The following is a 25,574-nucleotide window of genomic DNA, read 5'->3' as shown; positions in this document are numbered from 1 at the left end:
CTTATTCCGCCATAAACTCTTGATGATCCAGTTCTACCGCTTCAATAAGCCGGTCAAACACCTCAGGCATCGCACTGGAGACCCGGCTCCAACTGGGAATAAAGGGGGTTTCCATCGGATTACTCAGGAATTGCTCTCCGGCAGTGATAATATTACGCGAGAACATCTCGACGGCCATCTCCTCCTCGTGAATATCCAGCTGTAAACCATTCATCATTGCATCATTGTGATAGGTTTCAACAAAATCCAGCGCAATACGAAAATAGGTCGCTTTGACCGATCGGAAGGTTTCAGTATTGAAGGTATATCCCTGGGTTGCTAACTTGCGAAACAATGACTTGGTGATGTCAATCGACATCTTCGACAGCCCGGCATTCTTATCATCCAGCGAAAGATTCTGATGCTTATGGTCATACTGGTCCGCAATATCCACCTGACATAAACGGTTGTTAGCGTAGTTTCGTTGCATTTCCGATAGCACTCCGATCTCCAGTCCCCAGTCACTGGGGATGCGAATATCGGTGAGCACATCCCGGCGAAATGAAAATTCGCCCGCTAAGGGATAACGAAAACTATCCAGAAACTGCAGATACTCAATCTCACCAAACACCCGCTTCAGCGCCCTCAACAAAGGGGTTACCAACAGCCGGCTGACACGGCCATTGATCTTGCCATCCGCAACCCGGGCATAAAATCCTTTGCAGAACTCATAGTTGAACTGGGGGTTGGCTACCGGATAGATCAGTCTGGCCAGCATCTCGCGACTGTAAGTCACCACATCACAGTCATGCAACGCCACCGATTCTGCCCGCCCCGATGCCAGAACATACCCCATGCAATACCAGACATTACGCCCCTTCCCGGCCTCTTTTGGTGCCAGCTTCAATGTCTGAAGTTCGGCGTCCAGTGCTCTGAGCCGCGGACCATCATTCCATAGAATACGGTGATGCTGGGGTAGCTTATTAAAGAATGAACGAGCATAGCGAAACTGCTCTTCATTCGCCCGGTCCAGCCCAATAACAATCTCCGACAGATAGGGGACTTTACTGATCTCATCAATAATATGGCCGAGCGCCGGCCCCTCCAACTCAGAAAACAGTGAAGGCAGAATCAGTGCTAAAGGCCTCTTTCTGGCAAACCGGGTCAGCTCTTCTTCGACATCCTCAATCGGTCTGTTCGACAGATTGTGCAGGGTGGTGATAATGCCATTCTGATAAAAATCACCCATAACAACGACTCCTTAACTTCGTACGAAGGTATTCTATTGAATCTATAGTCTCAGGCCTGTCTGCTGCACCCAAAAACCAGTTAACCCCTTCAACCCACCCTTGCGGACCTGTTTGCCGGGACAGATAGAGATGCTGATGCGGGACTTCAGGAGGTGAATGCACAGGTGAACGAACCACCACAGCACAATCTGCCACCTGCAACATATCAACATCGTTGTCACTATCTCCTGCAGCGATGGTTAATAACGCACTGTCCGGATATTCAGCACGATACTGTTCTGACAACCATTGCAACGCCTTACCTTTATTACCGGCTCCGGTGACATGGAGAAAGCGCCCCCCCTGGAGCACCGTGGCCCCCGCTTCTCTGAGCGTTTCGATAAAACGCAACTTTCGCTCATCTAATCCGAGCCACAGAACGGGTTCACTAAACTCCCGCTTACTGGCCTGTTGCGCAGCACTTTCCGTTAACCCAGTCGATGCCCGGATACCTTCCACACCTAAATGGGTGAAGGTTTCAAACTCGCCTCCAAACTCAGCCTCCTGCTGCGCCAACAGGTCTGTCCAGTATTCACGGGGTTTAGAAAATTGATAACGGTAGAAACCATCAATCACCTCACAACCTGCGGGAGGTGAGGAAAAATAGTTTTCGGGAATAAACACAGCGGCACCATTTTCGACTACAAATGGATCATGGTTATCCAGTTCGCATCGCAAAACGGCTAACTCAGCCCGGGTTTTGCTGGTCACAGGGATAACGGGGACGCCAATCTCATTGAAAAGAGACAGCAAAGGTTGCGCAGGACTAAAACTGTAACTGAAGTGATCCAACAGTGAACCATCGAGATCTGTAAAGATCAGAATTTTTTGAGTCATCGCCTCCCTCCCATAGTTGTGCAGCCAAATCGAAGCCCTCAATAAAACGCACCAAACTGGAGCAATTAATGCGTGCTTTATTAAACCATGCTGCCCTGGAATAGAGAGACTGCAGGAAACATACCTAAACTGATAAAAAACAAGATCAGGGTGCAATTACACAACAATAATCTATTCTTAAAAGGTTACAGGCAGTGATTACGGATAACTATTCAGTCTGACAGGGCATATTTTAGCCTGGCAGAGCGTATTGCCAGGGTTTATGACCTCATTTAAAAACGCCGGACAATGATAAAAGCCATAAGAACTTAAGAGGAGGAACCTGAGGTGAGCAGGCTTCTGGGTCGGCAGGTGACTTATCTGCAGCCCAGGCTAAGCAGATCGATGATCAGCCACTGGATCGACCTGAGCACTTTATTGGAGCGCACGCCAGTTATTAATCCTGACGTCGAAAATCCAGAATAGGGCAATAAAGACAAAACGGGAACTATGGCACTCAAAATAGCCATTCTCTCGATACAACATGCACCAACTTGAAGCAATGTAAACAAGAGCAATCCGGACAGAGAGGAGATAAGCCAGAATAGTAAAATGTCGTAAATAGTCAATTTTTGCAGTGAATTTGGTAATTTTTAGGCATGCAAACAGTCCTGATAGACTTAATTATAGGTTTTTAAAGGTTATGTTTGCACTCACACTTCGTATTATCGTAGTGTAATAGGAGAGATGAAACAGTATCCCACTACAGATTTTTTAATTTGCGGGCAATAAAAATAACTGGTAGCGAGGCATAACAGCAGATGGAAAATTCAGCTTCCAATGAGGCTTTTGTACGATTTGAGGGTGTTCAGAAAAGCTACGATGGCAGAACTCTAGTAGTAAAAGATCTGAATATTGACGTTCCACGCGGTGAGTTTCTAACCATGCTCGGGCCATCCGGCTCGGGAAAAACAACTTCCTTAATGATGCTGGCGGGATTCGAAACCGCGACAAAAGGAAATATCTATCTGAACGGCGAGGCAATTAACGACGTAGCCCCCCATAAGCGGGGCATCGGTATGGTGTTTCAGAACTACGCCCTCTTCCCTCATATGACCGTCGCCGAAAACCTTGCTTTCCCCCTTAAAGTCCGCAACATGACCTCTTCTGATATTGAAACCCGGGTTAAAAGAGCCCTGGATATGGTAGAGCTGGGGAGTTTTGGCAACCGGCGACCAGCCCAGCTCTCTGGTGGACAGCAACAGCGTGTTGCCGTAGCTCGCGCCCTGGTATTTGAACCCGACCTGATTCTGATGGATGAGCCGCTGGGTGCACTGGATAAAAATCTGCGGGAGCAGATGCAGTACGAAATTAAGCATATTCATGAACGTCTGGGGGTTACCGTAGTTTACGTCACCCATGACCAGTCTGAAGCACTGACCATGTCAAATCGTATAGCGGTGTTCAATGACGGTGTCATTCAGCAGCTGGCTCCACCCAGCGAACTGTACGAAAAGCCTATCAACTCTTTTGTTGCCCAGTTTATTGGTGAAAACAATAAACTCAACGGTACCGTATTGTCTTCGCAGAACGGTACTTGTCAGGTGACGCTGTCTACAGGAGAGGTTGTTAAAGCTCTGGATGTTAATACTGACAAAGCAGGTATGAGCAGCACGTTGTCTTTAAGGCCTGAGCGGGTATTCATTAATCCGGACGGTGAACAATACGATAATATGTTCAGCGGCAAGGTTGAAGAGATCATCTATCTGGGCGATCACAAACGGGTCAGAATGAATGTCTGTGGTCACGATGACTTTATCATCAAAGTTCCTAATTCTACTGATAAAAGGGGTATTCAGGTTGGTGAAATCGTGCCGATTGGCTGGTCAGTCGATGACTGCAGGGCACTGGATCCGGTCTAAGAATCACTGAAATTTAAAAGTAATAAAAAGTAATAATCCATCAGTTACGGATGGATTCAGGTCCGGCGTTTTCAAGAAGAAGGCGTTCTTTAATAAAGCTCGTGAGGATAAAAACAATGAAGAAATTTTCAAAACTGTCACTCGCTCTGGCACTCGGTGCCGCAATCGGTACATCTTCCGCAACCGTATCTGCGGCAGACAGTCTTACCGTTGTATCATGGGGTGGCGCTTATACAAAATCTCAGCGTGAGGCATACAGCAATCCGTTTACCGCTAAAACCGGTATCGAAATTGTTGATGAAGATAAGGCCGGTAATGGTCTTGCAGGCCTGCGAGCACAGATAGAAGCAGGTAATGTCGTCTGGGATGTTCTTGATATTCTTGAAGGTGATTCCATTCTGGCCTGTGATGAAGGTATTGCGCAGGAACTGGACTATGAAAAGGATCTGAATCCAGGAGCTGACGGCACACCGGTGATGGAAGACTTCGTCCAGGGTTCCCTGAATGGGTGCTTTGTTCCAACAATCGTATACTCAACTCTTTTCTCTTATAACAATGAAGCCTTTCCTGGCGAGAAGCCCAGCACTGTAGCTGACGTGTTTGATCTCAAAAAATTCCCGGGTAAACGCTCCCTGGAGAAAAAACCGGATGCGAACCTCGAATGGGCACTTGTTGCCGACGGCGTTCCCTACGATAAGGTTTACGAAGTACTGTCAACCCCTGAAGGTGTAGACCGGGCTTTTGCTAAGCTGGACACCATTAAAGATCAGGTTATCTGGTGGGAAGCTGGTGCTCAGCCACCTCAGCTGCTGGCGGACGGTGAAGTTGCCATTGCCTCTGCATACAACGGTCGTATCTTCAACGCTCAGGTTGTCGAAAACCAGCCATTCACCATCATCTGGGATGGTCAGGTATTCGAGCTGGATGGTTATATCATTCCTAAGGGAGCACCACATAAGAAAGCGGCTATGGATTACCTGCGCTTTGCCACTGATACCCAGCGTCTTGCTGACCAGGCTAAATACATCTCCTACGGCCCTGCGCGTAAGTCATCCGCACCTCTGGTATCAACTCACCTTGAAACCGGCGTAGACATGAACCCACACATGCCTACAAACCCTGAAAACTTCAAAACTCCAATCAAAAAGGATGCTGAATTCTGGGCTGATAATGGTGACGAACTGCGTCAGCGTTTCAACGCCTGGCTGGCTCAGTAAACCCATAAGCTGAGGAGTATCTGACTCCTCAGCTGTTTGCTCTGATATTCAGCAAATTTGATTTGCTGAATATCAGAAACTGGTCTGAGTTTAGATGATGACTCACACCAAAAGTGGCTTGTTGTATAGACCACTATTTTGATTCATCTTCAGAAAAGGCTTTGTATTCCATATGATGGCAAATACTGTTGAGGCCGATGGCCAACTAACCCCCGAAGAGCAGAAGCGCTTAACCGCTGATATGAATCGCTCTTTACGCCTCCGAAAGATTCGTTCGTTGTTACTTGTGGCGCCACTGGTTATCTTTATTCTGGTAACTTTCGTGTCACCTATAGCATCCATGCTATTCCGTTCCATAGATAATCCCCAGATCATTGAATATATGCCTAACACCAGCGCAGCTGTGGCTGAGTGGGATGCAGACAGCAATCAATTACCCGGGGAGGAAGTCTTTGCCGCGCTGGTGGACGATCTTGTAACCGGCAGGAAAAACCATACGATCGGTAAAGCAGCCACCCGGCTAAACTATGAAAAAAGTGGCATGCGTAGCTTACTTACCGGCTCTGCACGTAAAGCGGCAAGACTTAAACCGCCTTTTAAAGATAAGCTGATACAGATTAATTCGGACTGGGGGGAACTGGATACCTGGCGTGTAATTAAACGTGAATCCCGTCCATATACCGCATCTTACTATATCGCCGCATTTGATATGGAGACCACTCCATCCGGCGAAATTAAGTTCTTACCCGAACAGCAGCAAATCTATCTCAAGCTCTTCTGGCGCACCGTCTGGATGTCTCTGTTAATCACAGCGATGACTCTGTTGCTTGGCTATCCAGTTTCTTATCTGCTGGCCTCACTACCAATGCGCATTGCCAATATGCTGATGATATTGGTGTTACTGCCGTTCTGGACCTCGTTACTGGTACGAACCTCTTCATGGATCGCAATGCTTCAGGGCGAGGGGGTCATCAATGATGTTCTGGTTTGGTTTGGACTGGTGGATGATGATAACCGGCTGAGTATGATCTATAACGCCACAGGTACGGTGATCACCATGACCCATATTCTGTTGCCGTTTATGATTCTCCCTCTCTACTCAGTCATGAAGACCATACCACCCAGCTATATGCGGGCGGCCCGCTCCTTAGGCGCAACACCGTTTACCGCTTTTTATAAAGTGTATCTGCCTCAATCAGTCCCAGGCATCTCTGCCGGCGCGATTCTGGTGTTTATTCTGGCTATTGGTTACTACATCACTCCGGCGCTGGTGGGTGGTCAGACCGGTCAGTTTATCGGCAATATGATTGCGTATCATATGCAGAGTTCGCTTAACTGGGGACTTGCGGCAGCTCTTGGCGTTATCCTGTTAGTTCTTGTTCTGGGCCTGTATGCAGCATATAGCCGCCTATTAGGTACTAACAATCAGATGAGTTTGAGGTAAAACTATGGCACTTCCATCGTATGCAGGGCCACTGGAAACGTTCTGGTATTACGCGTTTCGCATAATTTGCGGCATGATCTTTGTGTTTCTGATATCTCCGCTGATTATTATTATCCCTCTGTCATTTAATGTTGAGCCCTACTTCAGCTTTAGCCAGGGGATGCTCGCTCTTGATCCAGACGCATTTTCGCTACGCTGGTACGAAGAGTTTATCAACAGCGAGCGCTGGATGAATGCGCTACAAAACACCTTTATTGTGGCAGTTTGCTCGACCTTCCTCTCGATGGTTCTGGGTACCCTCGCTGCACTGGGGTTAAGCAGGTCTGAACTGCCTTTCAAAGGCGTCATAATGGGGTTATTGATCTCACCAATGATTGTTCCATTAATCATATCTGCAGCGGGAATGTTCTTTTTCTATTCCTCAATCGGAGTATCACAAAGTTATGCAGGTCTGATTCTGGCACACACCGCACTGGGCACCCCCTTTGTGGTGATTACGGTGACAGCAACCCTGAGTAATTTTGATAACAACCTGATAAAGGCGTCAGCCAGCCTTGGAGCCACGCCAACTTACACCTTTTTTAAAATCACAGTTCCGCTGATTATGACGGGTGTAATCTCCGGCGGTCTGTTTGCCATGATGACCTCTGTTGATGAAGTCGTCGTTGCACTGTTTATCGCCGGTGCTGAGCAACGGACAGTGCCAATGCAGATGTGGGCCGGTATTCGTGAGCAGATCAGCCCGACTATTCTGGCAGTGGCAACGCTGCTGGTATGTATGTCGATACTGCTGCTAACTACCGTAGAATATCTGCGTCGCAGGTCTGAAACCATCCGGGGGATCACTCCGCACTAAAAAGCTGTAAAACAAAAACGGGAGCTTTTGCTCCCGTTTTTTATGCCTGCGGAACTGACCTACTGACTCAGCCGGGCGAGAAGCGCCTTCGCTACCTGCGATGATGACGCAGGGTTCTGACCGGTAATCAGCTGTCCATCTTCAACCGTATAAGGCACCCAGTCAGCTCCCTGGCTGTATACCCCACCCCGTTTTTTCAACTCATCTTCCAGAAGAAAGGGAACCACTCCGGTAAGACCCACAGCAGCTTCTTCAGTGTTACTAAAACCGGTTACTTTGCGGTTTTTAACCAGTGGCTCTCCCCCTGCATCCCGGGTATGCAACAATACGCTGGGAGCATGACAGACCGCTGCCACCAACTTACCCTGACGGGCAAAGGACTCAATCAGTTCAATAGAGCGCTGATCATTGGTCAGATCCCACATCGGCCCATGCCCCCCCGGATAGAAGATTGCATCAAACTGATCGGCAGTTATATCTGCCAGTTTGGAAGTATTAGCCAGTTTTTGCTGCAACTCTGCATCCTGATCAAAGCGACGGGTTTCATCAGTCTGAAACTCGTCAAGCGCACTTTTCGGATCGATCGGCGGCTGCCCTCCGGCAGGCGATGCTAAGGTGATGTCAGCGCCGGCATCGGCCAACACATAATAAGGCGCAGCAAACTCCTCAATCCAGAATCCAGTTTTCTCACCGGTATCACCCAGTGCATCATGGGACGTTAGTACAAATAAGATGTTCATATATTCAATCCAACAAATCAGTGATTGTCTGGCAGGTACTGACACACTGAATAACTGATTCAGAACGCCCGGATCCTGCCGTAAAAGGTCGATAGAGTTAATCAGGTAAGCTTAACCAGCATCTTGCCCAGATTGTGACCGTTAAACAGCCCGATAAATGCCTCAGGGGTTTGCTCGATACCCTCGAAGACAGTCTCTTTCCAGCTAATTTTTCCTGCAGCAATCCACTGCATCATCTGTTCTACAAACTCCGGATAGCCATCCCAGTGTTCAAAGACGATAAATCCTTGTATTTTCAGCTTTTTAATAACAATCTGCGCCAGGTTAGCCGGCCCCGGCTGCGCTGATGTGGCATTGTATTGACCGATCATACCGCACACAGCGATACGGCCATGATCGTTCATAAGGTTTAGTACAGCTTCGAGGTGATCACCACCCACGTTTTCAAAATACACATCAATCCCTTCAGGGCAGGCTTCCGCAATGCTGGTTTGCAGATCCTCTGAGGTTTTGTAATTAACCACCGCATCAACCCTCAGCTCATCAAGCAGATAACGGGCTTTCTCATCTGACCCAACACTGCCCGCAACATAACAGCCTTTGAGTTTTGCGATCTGACAGACTATCGCCCCAACAGCGCCGGATGCGGCAGACACAAACACCCGGTCACCCTCTTTAAGTTCGGCAATTTTAAGCAGACCGGTATAAGCGGTCATACCGGTCATGCCCAGGACACTGAGAAATGCCTGATCAGCAATCTCTGTTTTCGGTAGTAACTGCAGATCATTACCCTCTGAGGTAAAGTATTCGCGCCAGCCATTCATGCTGGAAACTTTACTCCCCACCGGGAATTGAGGATGACGGGATTCAACTACTTCACCCACGGCTCCCCCACTGAGCACCGTATTCAGGGCAAATGGCTCAACATAACTGGCACGCTCAACCATCCGGCCACGCATATAAGGGTCAACCGAGAGCCACAGATTTTTAATCAACACCTGCCCCTCTTCCAACACCGGAACAGGCTTGCTCACCAGATTAAAATCTGCCTTAACCGGCATGCCCTGCGGGCGATTCAGCAGATGAATTTCGCGATTTGATTCAATATACATTCAACACCTTAAATTTTCGTTGTCTGAGAATGATGAGTAGTCTATTCTCCCAAACAACATGCATCCAATGCATACCATACATAATCAACATAATTAAAAATTATATTATGAATATCAGCCATCTCTCCTCGGCCGACCTCAATCTGCTACCGGTTTTTCAGGTGTTACTTGAAGAGCGTAGCGTCACCCGGGCGGCAGGCAGACTGAACCTGACGCAACCGGCCATCAGTCGCAACCTGACACGTCTCAGAGAGCTCTTTAATGATCCCCTGTTTACCCGGACCCCCAAAGGATTAGCACCCACTCCCCGCGCTGAAGCGCTGGCACTGCAGTTGCATCAATCGCTACAGGATCTGAGTCAGCTAATCTCCCCTGCCACCTTCAATCCGGCAACGGCAACACAAAACTTCAGGCTGGCGACAACTGATTACGGTACCCAGGTATTACTGCCTCCGGTTCTGAAGCGGATACGTGCTGAAGCACCAGGTGTCAATCTGGAGATCGTCCCCTGGCATGAAAATTTGGTGCAACAACTGGATCATGAGGATATCGATCTATCGATCTGCGCCGTCGAGGATGCTCCGGCAGCTATCCATGGTCGCGGAGTGGGTTTTGACCGGTTTATCTGTGTCGTCAGAGAGGATCACCCGCTGATAAAACGGGGATTGAGTCTGGAAAGCTATGCCACCTACCCCCACGCGCTGATCACCATGGGCGGTGCTCGCAAAGGCGCTATCGACTACCTGTTAGAAGAACGGGGGCTGAGCCGGCGTATCGCATTAAGGGTGCCGCATTTTGTCGCGGCCCTGGCGATGATTTCACAAACCGATCTGATTCTGACAGTGCCATACGGTTTAGCGGTCAGTTTTGCTGAACAGTACAAATTGCAAATGTTGCCCTTTCCTATGGAACAAAAAGGCTTTACCTATTCCATCATCTGGCATGAACGGCATATGAAGGACCCTGGCCATGTGTGGTTACGCCAGTTGGTATTTGAAGAGCTGACCAAAACGCTCGAGGAGCTGAATGTGGGATTCAGAATTTAATTAAACCTGAGTCAATATCAGGCCGGTTATTCGCATGCCTTTCACATATCGACTACTAGCCTATTGAAGTTTAATGATTTTCCATAATCGTTAAAGAAGTAGAGAGGAAAACTGCAAAGGGTAACGCTCTGCAGATCCTCCATCCTGGATCAAACAGTCATATTAATACCGGTAACAGTACTGGAAACAGATAGTCTGACTCATCAATCTGTAGCCGCTATTACTGAGATCTCCACCAGCAACTCAGGGCTTGCCATAGCCGCCTCAACACAGGCCCTGGCGGGTGCATGACCCTCAGGAACCCAGCTATCCCAAACCGCATTCATCTCTGAGAACAGTGCCATATCCTTAAGATAGATCGTCGCTGAAAGAATCTTTTCCGGACTACTGCCCACCGAAAACAATAGATCAGATACCTTATCCAGCATGGTCCGGGTCTGTTGCGAAATATTTGCACTACGATCTTCAGCGACCTGTCCGCAGAGATACGCGGTGTGATTATGAATCACTATCTTACTCATCCGAGCCGCTGTCTCGTGGCGTTCAATTGTCATGATTTATGTCTCAATTATTAAATATTATGCGTATTAGGCGTCACTCTGACTAAGTCCAGCTAACTCACCTAATGACACCGGTTTTATGGGAAAACGGATGTGGTAATAACCAACTTCTTCCGGGCTCTTACCCAGTTCATCTGCCAGCAAAGCTGTAACGGTTGCTCCACACTGGCGACCCTGACATGGACCCATACCGGAACGACAAAATGCTTTGGTCTGGTTCGGGCCGACACAGCCGTGTTGAGTAAGCCCTCGAATTTCTGCAGCCGTCACCTCCTCACAGCGGCAAACGATAATTTCTCCCTGCGGCCGGAGGAACATATCCAGAGGTCGGTATAGGTGATCCAGAAAAGGACGAATCGCAAGCTGATCGTCCAGCGTCTTGCGTAACTGATCGATGCCGATAACAGCGGCCCCTTCTTGATTTAACTGATACGCGATCTCCTTAGCGACAATCCGCCCCTGAATCTCTGCAACGATGGCCCCGCCAATACCACCAGAGTCCCCGGCAATAAAGATATCCGGATGACTGCTGCAACCGTTTTCAGATAATGTCGGTTTCCAGCATTGCTGTACCTCATCCCACTGATGTTCTAACTCAAGCGCTCTGCCCAGTTGAGTATTGGGAATAACCCCCTGATGGACCAGTAATGTCTTACATGGAAGTTGGTGATGAACACTTCCCTTGCGAAAGCTGACCGAAACCAGGTTACCGTCACTGCCCGATTCAGCCGTTAACTCTGTTGCGCTTTTATAATATCTGACTCCACTGCGGCGGATCTCGTTGAGCATCCGAGCCCCTTTAAGCAGATAGCGCCAGCCTTTAATTGCACCGAAGATCTCCTTCAATGCCCGTCGATAGTTACTGGTCGGGGTTGTATCGACGATTGCTTCGATTCTGACACCGGCTCTGATTAGCTGGCAAGCAATCAACAGCAGCAACGGACCGCTGCCTGCTATCACTAACGGCCCTGTAGGCGTGAGACCCGATGATTTCAACAAGATCTGAGCAGCGCCACAGGTCATCACACCAGGTAGTGTCCACCCAGGAAATGGCACCGGACGCTCCTGCGCGCCGGTTGCCAGCAGAAGTTTTTTAAATCCAACCTGACGACTAATACCCTTCACGGAGAAGCTCAGAGTATTATCAGTGGTCACATCCCATACCGTTGCATTGGCGACATGAGTTACCAACACATGGGACAATCCCGCTAATAAGGTTTCACCTGCATAGTAGTCTTGTCCCAGGATCGAGCGATCCTGCAGTATAGGTCGACCAATATTTCTGTAAATTTGCCCGCCTGCACGCGGCTGTTCATCCAGAATAAGAGTATTGAGTCCTGCTTCACCAGCCTCCCTGGCAGCTGCCATACCCGCAGGTCCGGCGCCAATAATCACCAGATCAAATTGCTGTAAACCCGTCATACATCGCCTCCGCTAACTTCTCGAGCCCCTGTCTGAACAGTGATGACCATCCCTTCACGCACCTCGGTCATACAGGCTTGTGTGTTAGGCTTTCCGTCAATATTCATTAGACAATCAAAGCAGACTCCCATCATGCAGTAAGGCGCCCGACCCGAACCGCTAACCGGCGTTGTGCGGGTCGGCCTGAGGCCGGCATGCATTACTGCAGCGGCGACGGTCTCACCTTCCAGAGCGAATATTTTTTGTCCCTCTACCGTGATCTCTACCTCTGCTCTTTCATGGCAGGGTAAACGGTTAAAGCTGAAATCTGCTGCCATGAAACTTCTCCAAATCGATAGCGGGATCGGCAATCCCCGTTGCAATCCAGTCAGCAATAGGCCCCGCATGCGCAGCCGCCAGAGTGACACCACTATGACAGGTAACAAGATATGCACCAGGGTATTGTTCGGACTGCTGATAGACAGGATTGCCATCCGGCGTCATGATGCGCAAAGCACCCCAGGAGCGGATAAGGTTCACATCTTTCAACAGGGGAAACATCGTTGTTGCACGGTGAGCGATCTGTGCCAGTACATCTGTTGTGGTACCGGTATCGAAGCCAACATCTTCTTTTGAATCACCACACTGAACCGTCCCTTCAACCGTCTGGCGAACATGGCCGGTAGGATAATTTAAAAAAGGCTTAACTCTTTCAGCGATCAGCACCTGCCCACGATTAGGAAAAACCGGCGCGTCGATACCCACCATCGGGCCCAGACTCTTATTGCCTAAACCCGCTGTTAGCACGACTTTATTGCAACTAAACTCACCCTGTTCTGACTGCAGTACAAACTGACTTTTTTTTGGAATAATATTGCTGACCTGTCCCGCATTAACCAGCTTGCCACCCAGTGATTCAAACCGGGCAACCAGAGCCCGCAATAGATAGAGCGGATTCACATGACCATCTTCAGGCCCCCAGGTAGCGCCTGCCACTTCCGGTCCGATCTCCGGGATCAGTTCCCGCAACTGCTGCAGATCAAGTACGTCGAAGGGGTAGCCCTGTGGATGTTCCGCTGCCATCTTTTCCAACATCTGTTGCCTGCTGTTCAATTCAGACTCACTCAGACAGACAAACAGGCCTCCCCGTTGCTGCAGCTGAATATCGATACCGGTATGTTGAGTCAGATCTTCTGCCAAACCACCCCACAGCTTAGCCGAGAGACGTGTAATTCGGGTATAAGCCGGAAGGTTATCCCCTTTACCCTGCACCCAGACCAAACCAAAATTGCCCCGTGATGCACGCAAAGCGATATCGCCTTCATCATAAACAGTGACTTGCTGCCCCTGGCGTTGAATACCCAATGCAATACAGAGCCCAACCAGACCACCACCAATAACAGCTACGTCAGAGCTGCCACGGTTTAGCCGCACACTCTCCGTCATATGCTTTCTCCAATACACAGGGGATTTATCAGTAAAAACGGCCAGGCGATCACCTGACCGAAGGTGCTACTTTATTCAGCCATTGCGGCTTTCAGAATCTTGTCTGCCCACTCTTTACCGATATCGTTAATAATTTCCGGCCATACGTTCTGCTTGACCTTTGCAGCAGTCGCAGCCAACTGTTCCGGTGTTACCTTAACGATCGTTGCGCCAGCATCAACCAGACGCTGTTCGTTGGCAGCCTGATCTTTTTCTGCGGTTTCCCAACGACGGTTTTCAAACTCCAGAGCAGCCTGAGCAACAGCCTGCTGCTGATCAGCTTTAAGATCATTGAAGCGCTCTTCGTTGATCAACAAATACCAGACTTCAAAATGAGTATTAATTGGCACATAGTACTTAGTCACATCACGGAAAGAGGCATAGTAACCTTCCGCACCAGAACCAATTACGCCATCAACAACGCCGGTCTGAACCGCGGTAAACGCTTCAGAAAATGGCAGTGGCGAAGCGATATATCCCAAATTATCCGCTAAAAGCTGAAAGACCTTGATCGGAGGTACACGAACTTTCGTCGATTTAATCACACTGGAGTCTGCTGCACCTTCAACATCTTTATTTAACGCAACACCGCCAAAATAGACTGGCCACGCCGCCAACACTTTGATGCCCTGCTGTTTATACAGATCAGAAACAGTGTTTCGCATCACAGAACCGGGGCCGAATTTCTTTTGCGCGTCCGCCCAGTCCTGGGCCATATAAGGCAGAGACACGATCTGGAAGCGCTTATCCACACTGGAAGCAATTGGTTGAACTGCCATATCAACAGCCCCGAGACCAACTCGCTCCTGAACCACCGTGTAATCACCCAGAGCATTTGCCGGATACAACTTAATTTTTAATTTTCCATCGGTTGCCGCTTTAACAGCTTCAGCAAACTGAGCCGCATCTTTATCAATTGCGGTACCCTGTGGGCGAACATGGGACAGCTTCAACGTAGCTGCTTCAGCTACACCAAGTGTAGCCAGTGATAAAGAAGCCGCCAGAACCAGCTTTTTAGACAGTGAAGTAAACATAACTTTCCTCATTTTTGTTGTTGTCCCTGGGGACGATGTTTTCAACTTAATTTTCAGCTTTTGAGTAGTTCATCATTTCTAGTAGCCAAGCATGGTCGGAATGAATTCAGACAGTTCAGGAATAGTCAGCACCAATACCACCACAGGCAGATAGCCAAATAGCAACAGGATCATGGCGGGCTTAATCACTTCGGTAAATTTCACATTGCCTATTCGGGCACCCAGATACAGGATGCTGGCATACGGAGGAGTTACGCCACCCATCGCAGTAGTCACCCCCATAATGGCAGCAAACTGAATTGGACTAACGCCTAGCGCATTCATCAGCGGCATTAGCAACGGCGCGGTCAGAATGATTGCCGTGATATCGTTCACGACCATGCCAATCGCAAAGAGAAACAGTGTTACCAGAATCAAAAGCGTTGTTTTGTCCTGCGTGATTTCAAAGATCGATTCGACCAGTGCCTGAGGGATATCCTCCATTACAAACATCTGGCTCAACATCAGGCTGAAAAGAATCATGATCAGAATCGCACCCACTGCCGTAGCGGATTCTTTTCCCGCTTCAAGAAATGCCTTCCAGGTCAGACCTTTGTAGATCATAAATCCTACAGGCAGGGCATAGATAACAGCAACGGCTGCTGCTTCTGTTGGCGTCATAATGCCACCATAGATGCCACCCAGAATAATCACTGGCATCAACAGCGCAGGGATTGCATGGACCGTGTTATTTCCCGCCAACTTAACGGTCTCACTGAAAGAGACTTTATCGTCCATCACCAGTGGAAACTTACGCGCCATAATCAGGTTGACGATGGCAAAATTGAGCATGATCAGCAGGCCAGGCCCCAATGTCGCCAGAAAGCTGGCCAGAATAGATGTTTCGGTTACCCAGCCATAAACGATCATGGTGACGCTCGGCGGAATCAACAGACCCAGTATCGAAGAGTTAGCAATCAGTGCAGTCGCATAAGCGCGGGGATAGCCCTTACGTTCCATCTCTGGGATTAGCAGAGGACCGATCGCAGCAATACCAGTAAGACCACTACCAGAAATAGCGCCGATGATGGCGCAGCTAATTGAAGCTACAACCCCTAAACCACCACGGATACGCCCGACAAAGACATTAACAAACTTCAATAAACTTGCGGCAATACCACTGACACTCATAATCGTGCCGGCAAACACAAACAATGGAATTGCAAGCAGTACGGGGTTAGTCAACTGACTAAAGCCCCACAACATCATCCCTTTGAAGGTCGCTTCGCCGATCAACACCATAACCATAAGGCCAGCACCAAAACAGTACGGCAGTGGAACGCCAAGGCTCAACAGAATAACCAGTACGGCAAACGCCAACAGTGCTACTTCAACCATTGTTACGATCCTCTTTCGGTGACAGCAACTCAAACTCATCAAGTTCACTCGTATGAGGATGCTCATGATCAATCAACTTATCAGCGCCAACGTCCCCTGAGAGCAATACCCGAATATGTCTGAACAGATGCATCAAGACATAAAATGTCATCAGTAACAAACCAATAAACAGAGCTGATTCATAGATAAGTGTTGGCAAATAAAGGGTTGGAGTCTCTTTTTCTACCCGCACCGCATATTTAAAGTAATCCCAGGCCCAGTAAGTCAGCCAACCCGAGATGATCAGACTGACAGACTCAGAAACAACCAAAAGAATATGACGTGCCCGTTCTGTGCTGAGGAAGACTTCGAGCACATTTGCCCGGATCTGAGTGTCTTCACGGGACGCATTGACAGCACCGAGAATGTAGAGCCATAACGTTGGAATAACCGCAATCTCTTCCAGCCCCATAATCGGTGTTTCGAAAACATAGCGCGTTATCACCTGAACGAATTGCATACCTGCAACCGTACTAATCAATATCGCCAAAGTGTATCTGAACAGTGCCTCCATAATTATTATCTCTATGCTGGAGCCCATAAATCAGCACTTCCGGAGAAGCACCCCTGTTTGTGTTGTTACATGATCATAAATCAAACAAATAATATCAAATACCAATTATTACGTAGTTGATAATACAATGTTATATTTATGACAGATCAGGAGAACCATCAGGAGGGGCATAAATGGCTAAATTAAGTTTCAGACAGGTCGAAGCATTTCGTGCGGTCATGATCGCTGGAACCACCACAGGCGCAGCGGAGATTCTCTATATTTCCCAGCCGGCGGTCAGTCGACTGCTCAGTGATTTTGAAGACTCCGTTAAAGTCCCCCTTTTTGAGCGACAGAAGAAAAGACTGATCCCTACGCCTGAAGCGCAGATTCTGTTTGAAGAGATAGAGCGCTCATTTGTCGGCATCGAAAAACTGGCACGAACAGCTGAAGAGTTAAGAGCATTTCATCGGGGAACACTTCGAATAGCTTGTATGCCCGCGCTTGCGCATACGTTACTCCCCAAAGTTTCCAGTGAATTTATGGAGCAGAATCATGGTATTTCGATGACACTGCAGGTACGCAGCTCTCAGCAGGTGGCTGACTGGATCTCCACTCAGCATTTCGACATCGGTCTCTCTGCAATCGCGGTGTCTGATCCAGCAATCAAAACCGAATCACTGGCGCACAGTGAACTGGTTTGTATTTTGCCGCCCGGTCACTGCCTCCAAAGTAAAGCGACTATCACACCAGAAGATCTGGAAAATGAGGTGTTTATATCACTGGGTACAGAGCAAAGTATTCGCTACAAAGTGGATGATGTCTTCGAACACGCCGAGGTAAACAGAAAAATGCTATTTGATACTCAGGTATCTCATGTTGCCTGTAGCTATGTGCTTTCAGGTTCAGGCGTATCCCTGGTTGATCCGGTTACCGCTATAGGCTTCATAAAACAGGGCCTGATAGTGAAACCCTTCGCCCCCTCAATACGCTTTAATTACAACCTGATCTACCCCGCAACCCGACCGGTATCACAATTGGCACTGGATTTTTGTAAACTGTTAAAAAAACGCCTGAAAGAGCTTTCTGAAAGTTCAGAGAATCTGTTTAAGATAAAATAACAAGCAGAATCATAGTTAAGGAATATACTAAAACGATACTCTCTACTTTTTAGCTTCGATATAGATGGGACTAAAGTTCAGATCATCACCACTCTCGGCGAACACAACCCTAATCAGTTGTCCCTCTGTCTGGCTCAAATCTAAAGGTACTTTGAAGCCAACGTTTTCATTTTTGAGCCCCAGATGTCTGGCAACATCCGGACGGGCTAAAGCAGGGATCTCTGTTTTTATAACTGCCTTACCCAGCAGCACTTTAATCTGAACCGGCTTACCGCTGTTCTGATTACAGGCCCAACCATTAAGACACTGACCGTCCCAATGATCTACATGGCCAACTAAGGCGTCCTTGGATAGCTTCCTGAATATACTCAAGACCGAATCGATATGTTGAACAAAGCTCAGATGACGATAGGTTTTAAGATAGGAAGAACATTTAAAAAATAGTAATTTAACCTTCCCACTCAAACCTGTATTCATCGCGGTCCAGAGCAGAAAAACCTCTGTAGAGCTGGTTTTCTGACCCTTTCTTATTAGCGACAATAATTTTTTAGCATCCTTAATGAAACCACCGTAATACAAAGACTTAACTTTAAGTAGCAAGTTCTTTTCATGGTCCGCGTCAGTTGCATCAGTGAATTGAGCCATGACATTACCCATGATGTAATCAACAAAGCTTGAATCAACATGCCGGTAATCATCATGACGCCAGATTGCTGACGGATTACTCAGTGTGACAAATTCATAGCTGGGAAAATAGTTAACATTGGCTTTACTCGCGACAAGCTCCTCTACCGTAACCCTGAGCACCGCTTTAGAGTAACTGTTAGATATAAAGACATCCTGCTCCCTGAATGTATAGGTAAGCGGTATTGGAGAAACGGTAACTAACAACCTGAAATCAGGCTTAAGATGCGTTGTCAGCAACTGATAGATTGCATTCAGATAAAACGAGGTAGTTTCATAGTCAAATACATGCAGTTCAAACCGTTCCGGGTACGTTTTTATCAAACTGTGTGGCACAGCAACATTCAAATATCGCTGTGTGTCTTTATCAAACCAGACTTCACTGACACCCAGAGTCAATATAACGACATCGGCTTCTCTGATTGCAGAAAATGCGCGGTTAAACGCATCACGAAATGTTTTACCAAATTCACGGCTGTAACTTCGCTGCTTCCCGGTCAATTGATAGTCCTGAACAATGTCCTCACCGATATTGATCAGCACTTGATCATGACAGTAGGGTTGCTCGGGATCTAACGCCCATGCCAATTCATTATAGATAGAAGCAACATTATATTTATGAAAAACAGAATCGTTATTAAAGGGACTATCCTCTGATTTTGGTAAATCATGAAAAATGGATAGCACATCATAATTCTGTCGATATAGCGCCTGGCTTATCTCATTGGCAAAACAGGACCCGATACAAAAAATCTTCTCATCGGGATTAATCTTAAAGCTTACTTTTGCTTCGGGGGTTGCGATGGGGTATAAGCGTTCAGGATTCCGTCTGGAGGGCCACCGTCTGGTTTTGTTTCTCTGGTTATCCCTTGACCATGCATTTTCACCTGAGATAATTTCAATTGCCATTTTTTACCTAGACATCAACAAATTAACGTAACGCTGTACACACCACTTAAAAATCAACGCAATTTATTGAATTTTATCAGGTATTTTTTAACATTTCTCTACAGTTTTAGTAGTTCAGATTTAGCTATCTGCTTAGCCAGATCAGTTCCTCAAGATATACTCCGTGGAAATCAGCATCCCGCGCATCATCATTGCTTTCCCCCTAAAGCTCTCCCTGTAACATCAAGTACAGGGAGAGTACATACCTGCTGCCAATCAAACCGCCGCCAGCACACCAAACGCCGCCACCGCAACACCGGCAATACGGGAAACCATACCCATACTGTAGCTATCAGCCAGCTGGCCCAGACGAGTGCCTGCCACCAGCAGCACCGATGTAGTGATCAGGAATCCAGCGATGTAGGCAAGTGGATGGACTGCCAGTGGCAGTTCAGCGCCATGGGCCAGGCCGTGGAACAGGGCAAAACCTGACGCGACAGCTATCCCCGCCACCAGAGAGAAACGCACCGCCAGTGCCAGCAGCACACCTGCAGCGATCACGGAAACCACAATCCCCTGTTCGACGAACGGCACGCTCAGTCCGGTCATTGCCAGCAGAGTACCCGCGACCATCGCCAGCAAGAATGCGGCAGGAACGGCAATACGGGTGCGGCTGGACATGTCATGCGTCTTACCAACCGCCATCAGACCCACGGCCAGCATCACCAGCAGATGATCTGCGCCCGATAGTGGATGCAGAATACCCTGAACAAAACCGGCCACTTCATGACCGGTATGTGCCATAGCTGACAGAGGTGCCATTGCACCGGCCAGGGCCAGCAGACGTAACTGATTGCGTTTATTCATTGTTGTGCTCCTTACTATCCTATTAAATTTCAGACAACTGCCTTAACCGGCGGCAGTTGCTTCGATTCCAGCATCCCTTCGGATACGATAAAGTCGATAATCTGTTGCAGCCCTTCCGCCTTTTTCAGATTCGAAAAGACAAAGGGGCGCTCGCCACGCATCCGTTTGGCATCCACATCCATCACCTCCAGTGATGCCCCTACCAATGGTGCCAGATCGGTCTTATTGATAATCAGCAGATCGGAGCGGGTAATGCCCGGCCCACCCTTACGGGGAATCTTATCGCCTGCGGAGACATCGATCACATAAATAGTCAGATCCGACAGTTCCGGGCTGAAAGTGGCACTAAGATTATCGCCACCGCTTTCGACAAACACCACATCCAGCGCACCATGACGGGCGATCAGTTGATCTATCGCCGCCAGATTCATCGAGGCATCTTCACGGATCGCCGTATGCGGACACCCTCCGGTCTCTACGCCGATAATACGGTCGGCATCCAGCGCCTCATGCTGGGTGAGAAATTTCGCATCCTCCTGGGTATAGATATCGTTGGTGACAACGGCGATATCGTAATGTTCGCGCATCGCTGAACAGAGTGAGCGTAGCAGCGCTGTTTTACCCGATCCGACCGGACCACCTACGCCGACACGCAGTGTTTGTTTTGGTTTACCTGGCTGTTGTGTGCTCAAAATAACGCTCCTGAATGTTACTGTTCCGCCTGATCCTGTCAGGAACGGAATAATCTTGAATACTGTGTTTCATGGCCCGCACTGGCGATAGCCAGCCCTTGCAGACCACTGCCAATCTCATCGTCTGTAACCGCGTCTGCCCGACTGATCGCCTGGGGTAACAGTGGTTGCAGCTCGCCCAGCAACTGCTGAGCCTGGGTCTGCCCCAAAGGTACCAGTTTAGTCGCGGCCGCGACCTGATTTTCCAGCCATGACCAGAGAAACCCCAGGGCGGTGGTCGGATAATCGATCTGCCAGTTCTGCGCGGCGATACCAAACAGCACAACAAAGCTTAACTCAGCGGATGGCGGCAACGGCTGGGACAGGTCAAGGCTGACCAGCAAACGGTTCATCGCCTCCCCCATCGCGCTGTCTGTGAGTCGCAACTCACGGGTTTCACGGCAGGCCAGCGCCAGATCGTTGCACTGTTGCAGCTGTTGCTGATCCTGCGAAGCTGCAGCGGTCATTGCCAGTCGCAACAACGGCAGATCGGTCTGCGCGACCGAATAGAGCAGTTGCTGTTCCAGCCACTCAGATACCTGCTGAGCGTTTCTGATCCAACCGGTGTCAATGGCATACTCCAGCCCCTGAGAGAAGGCATAGCCCCCCACTGGCAGGCTCACGCTACTCAGCTGCATCAGCCTTAACAGCGCGCTATCAGTGGTGGTGATGGCCGCCATGACTGTAGGCTCCCGATTCCGGTACAAATACGTCTTCCAGGTGGGTCAGGGTCAGACCTAACAGTTCCAGCATCTCCTCCAGCACATGATCCGGCTGCATCCGCAACCAGCGCTCCCCCACCTGGAGTTTTACGTGCCGGTTGCCCAGGTGATAACAGGCCCGGGCAAAGGTCTGCCAGTCATCACATTCAGCGTGGGTTACCGGCTCGACCGCACCTTCGACCTTAATAAATTTGCCACAACTGCTTTTCAGATACTCGCCCACCAGCAACGGTTTGCCCCGCTCCAGAAACAGACGGATCTCTTCACCATTTTCACCGGTCAGTTTCAACCGGCCCCGGTCTCTCTGTTCCTGACTCAGCACCACGGTGGTATACACCGTTTCGTGGCAGTGATCGCCTAAGCGCTCATAAACTTCCAGCATCTCTTTTCCTTAAAAACAGGCGTTAAAAAACGGCTTCGCTTAAAACAAGTTGTACAGTTGCGCCAGTGGCAAAACGTCCGCCGGTTCACAGGTTAACAACTCACCATCGGCCCGCACCTCGTAGGTTTGCGGATCAACCGTAATGACCGGCATCCAGTCGTTATGCACCATATCTTTCTTGCCGATATTCCGGGTATTAGAACAGGCCACCAGGCGACGGTTCAGCCCCAGTTGCCCACCAATATCTTTTTCCAGCGCCGCGCCAGAGACAAAGGTCACCGAGGTCTTAGCCGGAGCCTGACCAAAAGAACCAAACATCGGCCGGTAGTGTACCGGTTGCGGGGTTGGAATAGAGGCATTCGGATCACCCATCGGCGCCGCGGCAATCATGCCACCCTTGATAATCAGCGAGGGTTTAACGCCAAAGAATGCCGGTTTCCACAACACCAGATCCGCCAGTTTGCCCGGTTCAATCGAGCCTACCTCGTGAGAGATGCCGTGGGCAATCGCCGGATTAATGGTGTACTTGGCAATATAACGACGGGCACGGAAGTTATCGCAGCCCAGGGTTTCATCTTCCGGCAGCAAACCAAACTGCGTTTTCATCTTATGGGCGGTCTGCCAGGTACGGGTGACAACTTCACCCACCCGGCCCATTGCCTGAGAGTCCGACGAGATCATGCTGAAGGCACCACGATCGTGGAAGATATCCTCCGCCGCAATGGTCTCTTTACGGATCCGCGAATCGGCGAAGGCGACATCTTCGGGAATATTACTGTCCAGGTGATGACACACCATCAACATATCCAGATGCTCATCCACCGTATTACGGGTGTAGGGACGGGTCGGGTTGGTCGACGATGGCAGTACATTCGGGTAGGCACAGGCGCGGATAATATCCGGCGCGTGGCCGCCACCAGCCCCTTCCGTGTGATAGGTATGAATCACCCGGTCTTTAAACGCTGCGAGGGTGTCATCGACAAAGCCGGACTCGTTCAGAGTGTCGGTATGGATCGCCACCTGTACATCATACTTATCCGCTACGGAGAGACAGTTATCGATGGATGCCGGGGTCGTACCCCAGTCCTCATGCAGTTTCAGGCCGCAGGCACCAGCTTCCAGCTGCTCCTCCAGTGGCTTCGGCAGGCTGCCGTTCCCCTTACCCAGAAAACCCAGATTCATCGGCATAGCATCGGTCGCCTGCAGCATCTTACCGATATACCAGGGGCCCGGCGTACAGGTAGTGGCATTGGTGCCGGTTGCGGGTCCTGTTCCGCCCCCAATCATAGTGGTCACCCCGGACATCAGCGCCTCCTCTATCTGCTGCGGGCAGATAAAATGAATGTGCGCATCTATACCACCGGCGGTGAGAATACTGCCCTCCCCGGCGATCACTTCGGTACCCGGCCCGATAACGATATCGACATTATCCTGGGTGTCCGGGTTACCCGCTTTACCTACCTTAACAATACGCCCATCACGGATACCGACATCACCTTTAACGATGCCCCAGTGATCCAGCACCAGCGCGTTGGTGATCACCAGATCAACACAGATATCGTTACTCAGTTGACTCTGCCCCTGACCGTCGCGGATAACCTTGCCCCCACCAAACTTCACTTCATCGCCGTAGGTGGTGAAATCTTTCTCAACCTCAATCCAGAGTTCAGTATCCCCCAGCCGCACCCGGTCACCGGTTGTGGGGCCAAACATCTGTGCATAGGCGGTGCGATCCATCTTTGTCATACGTCATCCTCCCCGCTCTCAAGACTGCCCATCACCTCACCACGAAAACCATAGACAGTGCGGCTGCCGGCATATTCCACCAGTTCAACGTCACGCCCCTGGCCCGGTTCAAAGCGAACAGCAGTGCCGGAAATAATATTCAGACGGTAACCCCGGGCCTGTTCGCGGTCGAACTCCAGCGCCGGATTCACCTCATAAAAATGATAGTGGGAACCGATCTGCACCGGACGATCACCACGATTTTCCACCCGCAGGGAGATCGTCTTACGTCCCTCGTTCAGCTCAATGGAGCCTTTAGCAGCCTGTATCTCTCCAGGAATCATCGTCTTCTCCTCTTAGCAGATCGGGTTATGCACGGTGACCAGTTTAGTGCCATCGGGGAAGGTCGCTTCCACCTGTACTTCGTGGATCAGCTCCACCACTCCGGGCATTACCTGATCAGCACTCAACAGGGTTTTGCCATAGCCCATCAGTTCGGCGACGGTTTTACCATCCCGGGCCCCCTCCATGATCTCCATGGTCAGATAGGCCATCGCTTCCGGATAGTTCAGTTTCAGACCCCGGTTAAGGCGACGTTCGGCCAGCAGGGCCGCAGTAAACACCAGTAACTTGTCTTTCTCTCTTGGCAACAGTTCCATCATCTATTCCTTTAACTTATCTCGTTCATGGCGTTCAGCGGATGAACGCTTTCAGAATTCACAGTATTCAGGTCGCCCAGATACGGGGTTCGCAGGCTTCGCGCCCCAGCAGTTGCGGCCGGATCTCATGCCAGCAACGGATAAACAGTTTCATCGCCTGATCAGTCCGGTTGCCGAGATAACGAATCGTCATAAACTCCCCCGTCAGACTCACCGCCGCCAACGCATCGCACTCACCAGTCAACTGACGCAGTTGCTTGATCAGTGTCTCAATCAACGGCACTGAGGCCTGAGTATCGGTCAGGGTAAACGGCCCGGCCACCATCAAACCGGTCACCGGATATCCCCGCAATCCGGCACTGCCCCCCAGCAACGTCCGGTTACGATCATCAATCTGCAATCGCTCGCGCAACAGAACCCGCCCATTGCGGTTGATCTGTAGCGTCTGGGAAAGATTGCCGCTATCAAACGGCAGGTTCTGGTTAGGCATCCCCAGGCTGGTGATCTCCCAGCCGATAAAGTGGGCGCCGTCCGCCAGATTCACATGAGTGTCCAGTCGGGTACAGGCATCGGGATAGAGAATAGTTTCCATCGGCAGCCACTCAACTGAGCTATCAGGACCAACGTTAAGTGTATTGGTCTGGTGTTGCAGACTGCGATCAGGCCGCGCCCGGTAGACACGACCAGCCCCGGGAGTGGTCAGCAATGCATGGCTGTTATCACCACAATTCACTCTTATCTGCAGACGGTCACCGGAAACCATACCACCCGGAGGGTGCAGCAGATAGACCTGGGCCAGGTCTGGCCCTTCAGGGTAAAACGCTTTCTGCACGTAGAGAGGCCCCTGGTGTTCAGCGCGTTGCAATACAGTACCCCGGGCTGTGCGGCCAAACTGCAGCGACAGTTCGGCGTTCCAGGCTGAAGCGTGCCGCTGCTGCAGGATTTCTGGCAGGCGTGGCGTCGGTTGAGACAGACTTGTCATAGT

Annotated in this window: 26 protein-coding genes; 6 read left to right on the top strand and 20 right to left on the bottom strand. The window is 49.6% G+C overall.

What is annotated here, in order from left to right:
* Position 1: 1 nt before the first annotated feature.
* Both BMY09_RS09420 and BMY09_RS09415 read right to left on the bottom strand, forming a co-directional pair.
* Positions 2-1,228: a glycosyltransferase family protein gene (locus BMY09_RS09420; RefSeq protein WP_091357057.1), complete on the bottom strand. Its 1,227-nt coding sequence runs from the start codon at positions 1,226-1,228 to the stop codon at positions 2-4.
* Positions 1,221-2,105 (bottom strand): HAD-IIB family hydrolase, encoded by an 885-nt coding sequence (locus tag BMY09_RS09415; RefSeq protein ID WP_091357054.1) that lies wholly within the window; start codon positions 2,103-2,105, stop codon positions 1,221-1,223. The genes BMY09_RS09420 and BMY09_RS09415 overlap by 8 nt, the downstream gene beginning before the upstream one ends.
* Positions 2,106-2,905: 800 nt before the next feature.
* Between BMY09_RS09415 and BMY09_RS09410 the strand changes: the two genes are divergently transcribed.
* The 4 genes from BMY09_RS09410 (at position 2,906) to BMY09_RS09395 (ending at position 7,523) form a co-directional block, all read left to right on the top strand.
* Positions 2,906-4,006, top strand: coding sequence for an ABC transporter ATP-binding protein (locus BMY09_RS09410; protein WP_091357051.1), 1,101 nt, complete (start codon positions 2,906-2,908; stop codon positions 4,004-4,006).
* A 116-nt stretch (positions 4,007-4,122) separates the two neighbouring features.
* Positions 4,123-5,223, top strand: a complete 1,101-nt coding sequence (locus tag BMY09_RS09405) for a polyamine ABC transporter substrate-binding protein (RefSeq protein WP_091357048.1) — start codon at positions 4,123-4,125, stop codon at positions 5,221-5,223.
* Positions 5,224-5,395: 172 nt separating this feature from the next.
* Positions 5,396-6,667, top strand: a complete 1,272-nt coding sequence (locus BMY09_RS09400) for an ABC transporter permease (protein ID WP_091357045.1) — start codon at positions 5,396-5,398, stop codon at positions 6,665-6,667.
* A 4-nt stretch (positions 6,668-6,671) separates the two neighbouring features.
* A complete protein-coding gene (locus BMY09_RS09395; protein WP_091357042.1) occupies positions 6,672-7,523 on the top strand; it encodes an ABC transporter permease in 852 nt (283 codons plus the stop codon).
* 59 nt (positions 7,524-7,582) lie between these two features.
* On the opposite strand, the gene BMY09_RS09390 is transcribed toward BMY09_RS09395, so the two are convergent.
* Together BMY09_RS09390 and BMY09_RS09385 are read right to left on the bottom strand one after the other, a co-directional pair.
* Complete coding sequence (locus BMY09_RS09390; protein WP_091357038.1) at positions 7,583-8,263, bottom strand: type 1 glutamine amidotransferase domain-containing protein; 681 nt, start codon at positions 8,261-8,263, stop codon at positions 7,583-7,585.
* A 101-nt stretch (positions 8,264-8,364) separates the two neighbouring features.
* On the bottom strand, positions 8,365-9,375 hold the full coding sequence (locus BMY09_RS09385; protein ID WP_091357035.1) for an NADP-dependent oxidoreductase: 1,011 nt from the start codon (positions 9,373-9,375) through the stop codon (positions 8,365-8,367).
* A gap of 107 nt (positions 9,376-9,482) precedes the next feature.
* Between BMY09_RS09385 and BMY09_RS09380 the strand changes: the two genes are divergently transcribed.
* Entirely contained in the window at positions 9,483-10,421 is a 939-nt protein-coding gene (locus BMY09_RS09380) for a LysR family transcriptional regulator (protein ID WP_175483493.1), read from the top strand.
* A gap of 203 nt (positions 10,422-10,624) precedes the next feature.
* Here the strand turns inward: BMY09_RS09380 and BMY09_RS09375 are convergent, their stop codons facing one another.
* The 7 genes from BMY09_RS09375 to BMY09_RS09345 all read right to left on the bottom strand — a co-directional run bounded on the left by BMY09_RS09375 (position 10,625) and on the right by BMY09_RS09345 (position 16,777).
* A complete protein-coding gene (locus BMY09_RS09375; RefSeq protein ID WP_091357029.1) occupies positions 10,625-10,975 on the bottom strand; it encodes a RidA family protein in 351 nt (116 codons plus the stop codon).
* 33 nt (positions 10,976-11,008) lie between these two features.
* Complete coding sequence (locus BMY09_RS09370) at positions 11,009-12,403, bottom strand: FAD/NAD(P)-dependent oxidoreductase (RefSeq protein ID WP_091357026.1); 1,395 nt, start codon at positions 12,401-12,403, stop codon at positions 11,009-11,011.
* A complete protein-coding gene (locus tag BMY09_RS09365) occupies positions 12,400-12,720 on the bottom strand; it encodes a (2Fe-2S)-binding protein (protein ID WP_091357023.1) in 321 nt (106 codons plus the stop codon). The genes BMY09_RS09370 and BMY09_RS09365 overlap by 4 nt, the downstream gene beginning before the upstream one ends.
* On the bottom strand, positions 12,698-13,828 hold the full coding sequence (locus BMY09_RS09360; protein ID WP_091357020.1) for an NAD(P)/FAD-dependent oxidoreductase: 1,131 nt from the start codon (positions 13,826-13,828) through the stop codon (positions 12,698-12,700). Before BMY09_RS09360 ends, BMY09_RS09365 begins: the two co-directional genes overlap by 23 nt.
* A 71-nt stretch (positions 13,829-13,899) precedes the next feature.
* Entirely contained in the window at positions 13,900-14,901 is a 1,002-nt protein-coding gene (gene dctP, locus BMY09_RS09355) for a TRAP transporter substrate-binding protein DctP (RefSeq protein ID WP_091357018.1), read from the bottom strand.
* Between the two features lie 78 nt (positions 14,902-14,979).
* Positions 14,980-16,278: a TRAP transporter large permease gene (locus tag BMY09_RS09350; RefSeq protein WP_091357014.1), complete on the bottom strand. Its 1,299-nt coding sequence runs from the start codon at positions 16,276-16,278 to the stop codon at positions 14,980-14,982.
* A complete protein-coding gene (locus BMY09_RS09345; protein WP_245756539.1) occupies positions 16,271-16,777 on the bottom strand; it encodes a TRAP transporter small permease in 507 nt (168 codons plus the stop codon). Before BMY09_RS09345 ends, BMY09_RS09350 begins: the two co-directional genes overlap by 8 nt.
* 227 nt (positions 16,778-17,004) lie before the next feature.
* Between BMY09_RS09345 and BMY09_RS09340 the strand changes: the two genes are divergently transcribed.
* A complete protein-coding gene (locus BMY09_RS09340) occupies positions 17,005-17,931 on the top strand; it encodes a LysR family transcriptional regulator (RefSeq protein ID WP_091357008.1) in 927 nt (308 codons plus the stop codon).
* Positions 17,932-17,973: 42 nt separating this feature from the next.
* Here the strand turns inward: BMY09_RS09340 and BMY09_RS09335 are convergent, their stop codons facing one another.
* The 9 genes from BMY09_RS09335 to BMY09_RS09295 form a co-directional block, all read right to left on the bottom strand.
* On the bottom strand, positions 17,974-19,524 hold the full coding sequence (locus BMY09_RS09335; protein ID WP_091357005.1) for a GSCFA domain-containing protein: 1,551 nt from the start codon (positions 19,522-19,524) through the stop codon (positions 17,974-17,976).
* A gap of 255 nt (positions 19,525-19,779) precedes the next feature.
* Positions 19,780-20,370 carry a HupE/UreJ family protein gene (locus BMY09_RS09330; protein WP_091357003.1) on the bottom strand — a complete coding sequence of 197 codons (591 nt, stop codon included), beginning with the start codon at positions 20,368-20,370 and terminating at the stop codon, positions 19,780-19,782.
* A 29-nt stretch (positions 20,371-20,399) separates the two neighbouring features.
* Positions 20,400-21,062: an urease accessory protein UreG gene (ureG, locus tag BMY09_RS09325; RefSeq protein WP_091357001.1), complete on the bottom strand. Its 663-nt coding sequence runs from the start codon at positions 21,060-21,062 to the stop codon at positions 20,400-20,402.
* A 38-nt stretch (positions 21,063-21,100) separates the two neighbouring features.
* Complete coding sequence (locus BMY09_RS09320; RefSeq protein ID WP_091356998.1) at positions 21,101-21,781, bottom strand: urease accessory protein UreF; 681 nt, start codon at positions 21,779-21,781, stop codon at positions 21,101-21,103.
* Positions 21,759-22,205: an urease accessory protein UreE gene (gene ureE, locus BMY09_RS09315; RefSeq protein ID WP_091356996.1), complete on the bottom strand. Its 447-nt coding sequence runs from the start codon at positions 22,203-22,205 to the stop codon at positions 21,759-21,761. Before ureE ends, BMY09_RS09320 begins: the two co-directional genes overlap by 23 nt.
* 39 nt (positions 22,206-22,244) lie before the next feature.
* Positions 22,245-23,951, bottom strand: a complete 1,707-nt coding sequence (gene ureC, locus BMY09_RS09310) for an urease subunit alpha (RefSeq protein WP_091356993.1) — start codon at positions 23,949-23,951, stop codon at positions 22,245-22,247.
* Positions 23,948-24,274 (bottom strand): urease subunit beta, encoded by a 327-nt coding sequence (locus BMY09_RS09305; RefSeq protein ID WP_091356991.1) that lies wholly within the window; start codon positions 24,272-24,274, stop codon positions 23,948-23,950. Before BMY09_RS09305 ends, ureC begins: the two co-directional genes overlap by 4 nt.
* A gap of 12 nt (positions 24,275-24,286) precedes the next feature.
* Positions 24,287-24,589 (bottom strand): urease subunit gamma, encoded by a 303-nt coding sequence (gene ureA, locus BMY09_RS09300; RefSeq protein WP_091356988.1) that lies wholly within the window; start codon positions 24,587-24,589, stop codon positions 24,287-24,289.
* A gap of 67 nt (positions 24,590-24,656) precedes the next feature.
* Positions 24,657-25,571: an urease accessory protein UreD gene (locus BMY09_RS09295; protein WP_091356985.1), complete on the bottom strand. Its 915-nt coding sequence runs from the start codon at positions 25,569-25,571 to the stop codon at positions 24,657-24,659.
* Between the last annotated feature and the right edge of the window lie 3 nt (positions 25,572-25,574).

The sequence above is a fragment of the Amphritea atlantica genome (assembly GCF_900111095.1).
GTDB classification, from domain to species: Bacteria; Pseudomonadota; Gammaproteobacteria; order Pseudomonadales; family Balneatricaceae; genus Amphritea; species Amphritea atlantica.
Note: the sequence above shows the minus strand (reverse complement) of the source record. Positions and strands in the feature narration are given on the sequence as shown.

Coding starts and splice junctions, on each gene's coding strand:
- BMY09_RS09385 (WP_091357035.1), bottom strand. CDS start 9,375: ATGTATATTGAATCAAATCGCGAAATTCATCTGCTGAATCGCCCGCAG.
- BMY09_RS09370 (WP_091357026.1), bottom strand. CDS start 12,403: ATGACGGGTTTACAGCAATTTGATCTGGTGATTATTGGCGCCGGACCT.
- BMY09_RS09395 (WP_091357042.1), top strand. CDS start 6,672: ATGGCACTTCCATCGTATGCAGGGCCACTGGAAACGTTCTGGTATTAC.
- dctP (WP_091357018.1), bottom strand. CDS start 14,901: ATGTTTACTTCACTGTCTAAAAAGCTGGTTCTGGCGGCTTCTTTATCA.
- BMY09_RS09305 (WP_091356991.1), bottom strand. CDS start 24,274: ATGATTCCTGGAGAGATACAGGCTGCTAAAGGCTCCATTGAGCTGAAC.
- ureE (WP_091356996.1), bottom strand. CDS start 22,205: ATGCTGGAAGTTTATGAGCGCTTAGGCGATCACTGCCACGAAACGGTG.
- BMY09_RS09360 (WP_091357020.1), bottom strand. CDS start 13,828: ATGACGGAGAGTGTGCGGCTAAACCGTGGCAGCTCTGACGTAGCTGTT.
- BMY09_RS09400 (WP_091357045.1), top strand. CDS start 5,396: ATGATGGCAAATACTGTTGAGGCCGATGGCCAACTAACCCCCGAAGAG.
- BMY09_RS09295 (WP_091356985.1), bottom strand. CDS start 25,571: ATGACAAGTCTGTCTCAACCGACGCCACGCCTGCCAGAAATCCTGCAG.
- BMY09_RS09365 (WP_091357023.1), bottom strand. CDS start 12,720: ATGGCAGCAGATTTCAGCTTTAACCGTTTACCCTGCCATGAAAGAGCA.
- BMY09_RS09380 (WP_175483493.1), top strand. CDS start 9,483: ATGAATATCAGCCATCTCTCCTCGGCCGACCTCAATCTGCTACCGGTT.
- BMY09_RS09405 (WP_091357048.1), top strand. CDS start 4,123: ATGAAGAAATTTTCAAAACTGTCACTCGCTCTGGCACTCGGTGCCGCA.
- BMY09_RS09345 (WP_245756539.1), bottom strand. CDS start 16,777: ATGCAATTCGTTCAGGTGATAACGCGCTATGTTTTCGAAACACCGATT.
- ureA (WP_091356988.1), bottom strand. CDS start 24,589: ATGGAACTGTTGCCAAGAGAGAAAGACAAGTTACTGGTGTTTACTGCG.
- BMY09_RS09350 (WP_091357014.1), bottom strand. CDS start 16,278: ATGGTTGAAGTAGCACTGTTGGCGTTTGCCGTACTGGTTATTCTGTTG.
- BMY09_RS09390 (WP_091357038.1), bottom strand. CDS start 8,263: ATGAACATCTTATTTGTACTAACGTCCCATGATGCACTGGGTGATACC.
- BMY09_RS09410 (WP_091357051.1), top strand. CDS start 2,906: ATGGAAAATTCAGCTTCCAATGAGGCTTTTGTACGATTTGAGGGTGTT.
- BMY09_RS09320 (WP_091356998.1), bottom strand. CDS start 21,781: ATGGCGGCCATCACCACCACTGATAGCGCGCTGTTAAGGCTGATGCAG.
- BMY09_RS09340 (WP_091357008.1), top strand. CDS start 17,005: ATGGCTAAATTAAGTTTCAGACAGGTCGAAGCATTTCGTGCGGTCATG.
- BMY09_RS09420 (WP_091357057.1), bottom strand. CDS start 1,228: ATGGGTGATTTTTATCAGAATGGCATTATCACCACCCTGCACAATCTG.
- BMY09_RS09335 (WP_091357005.1), bottom strand. CDS start 19,524: ATGGCAATTGAAATTATCTCAGGTGAAAATGCATGGTCAAGGGATAAC.
- BMY09_RS09330 (WP_091357003.1), bottom strand. CDS start 20,370: ATGAATAAACGCAATCAGTTACGTCTGCTGGCCCTGGCCGGTGCAATG.
- ureC (WP_091356993.1), bottom strand. CDS start 23,951: ATGACAAAGATGGATCGCACCGCCTATGCACAGATGTTTGGCCCCACA.
- BMY09_RS09415 (WP_091357054.1), bottom strand. CDS start 2,105: ATGACTCAAAAAATTCTGATCTTTACAGATCTCGATGGTTCACTGTTG.
- BMY09_RS09375 (WP_091357029.1), bottom strand. CDS start 10,975: ATGACAATTGAACGCCACGAGACAGCGGCTCGGATGAGTAAGATAGTG.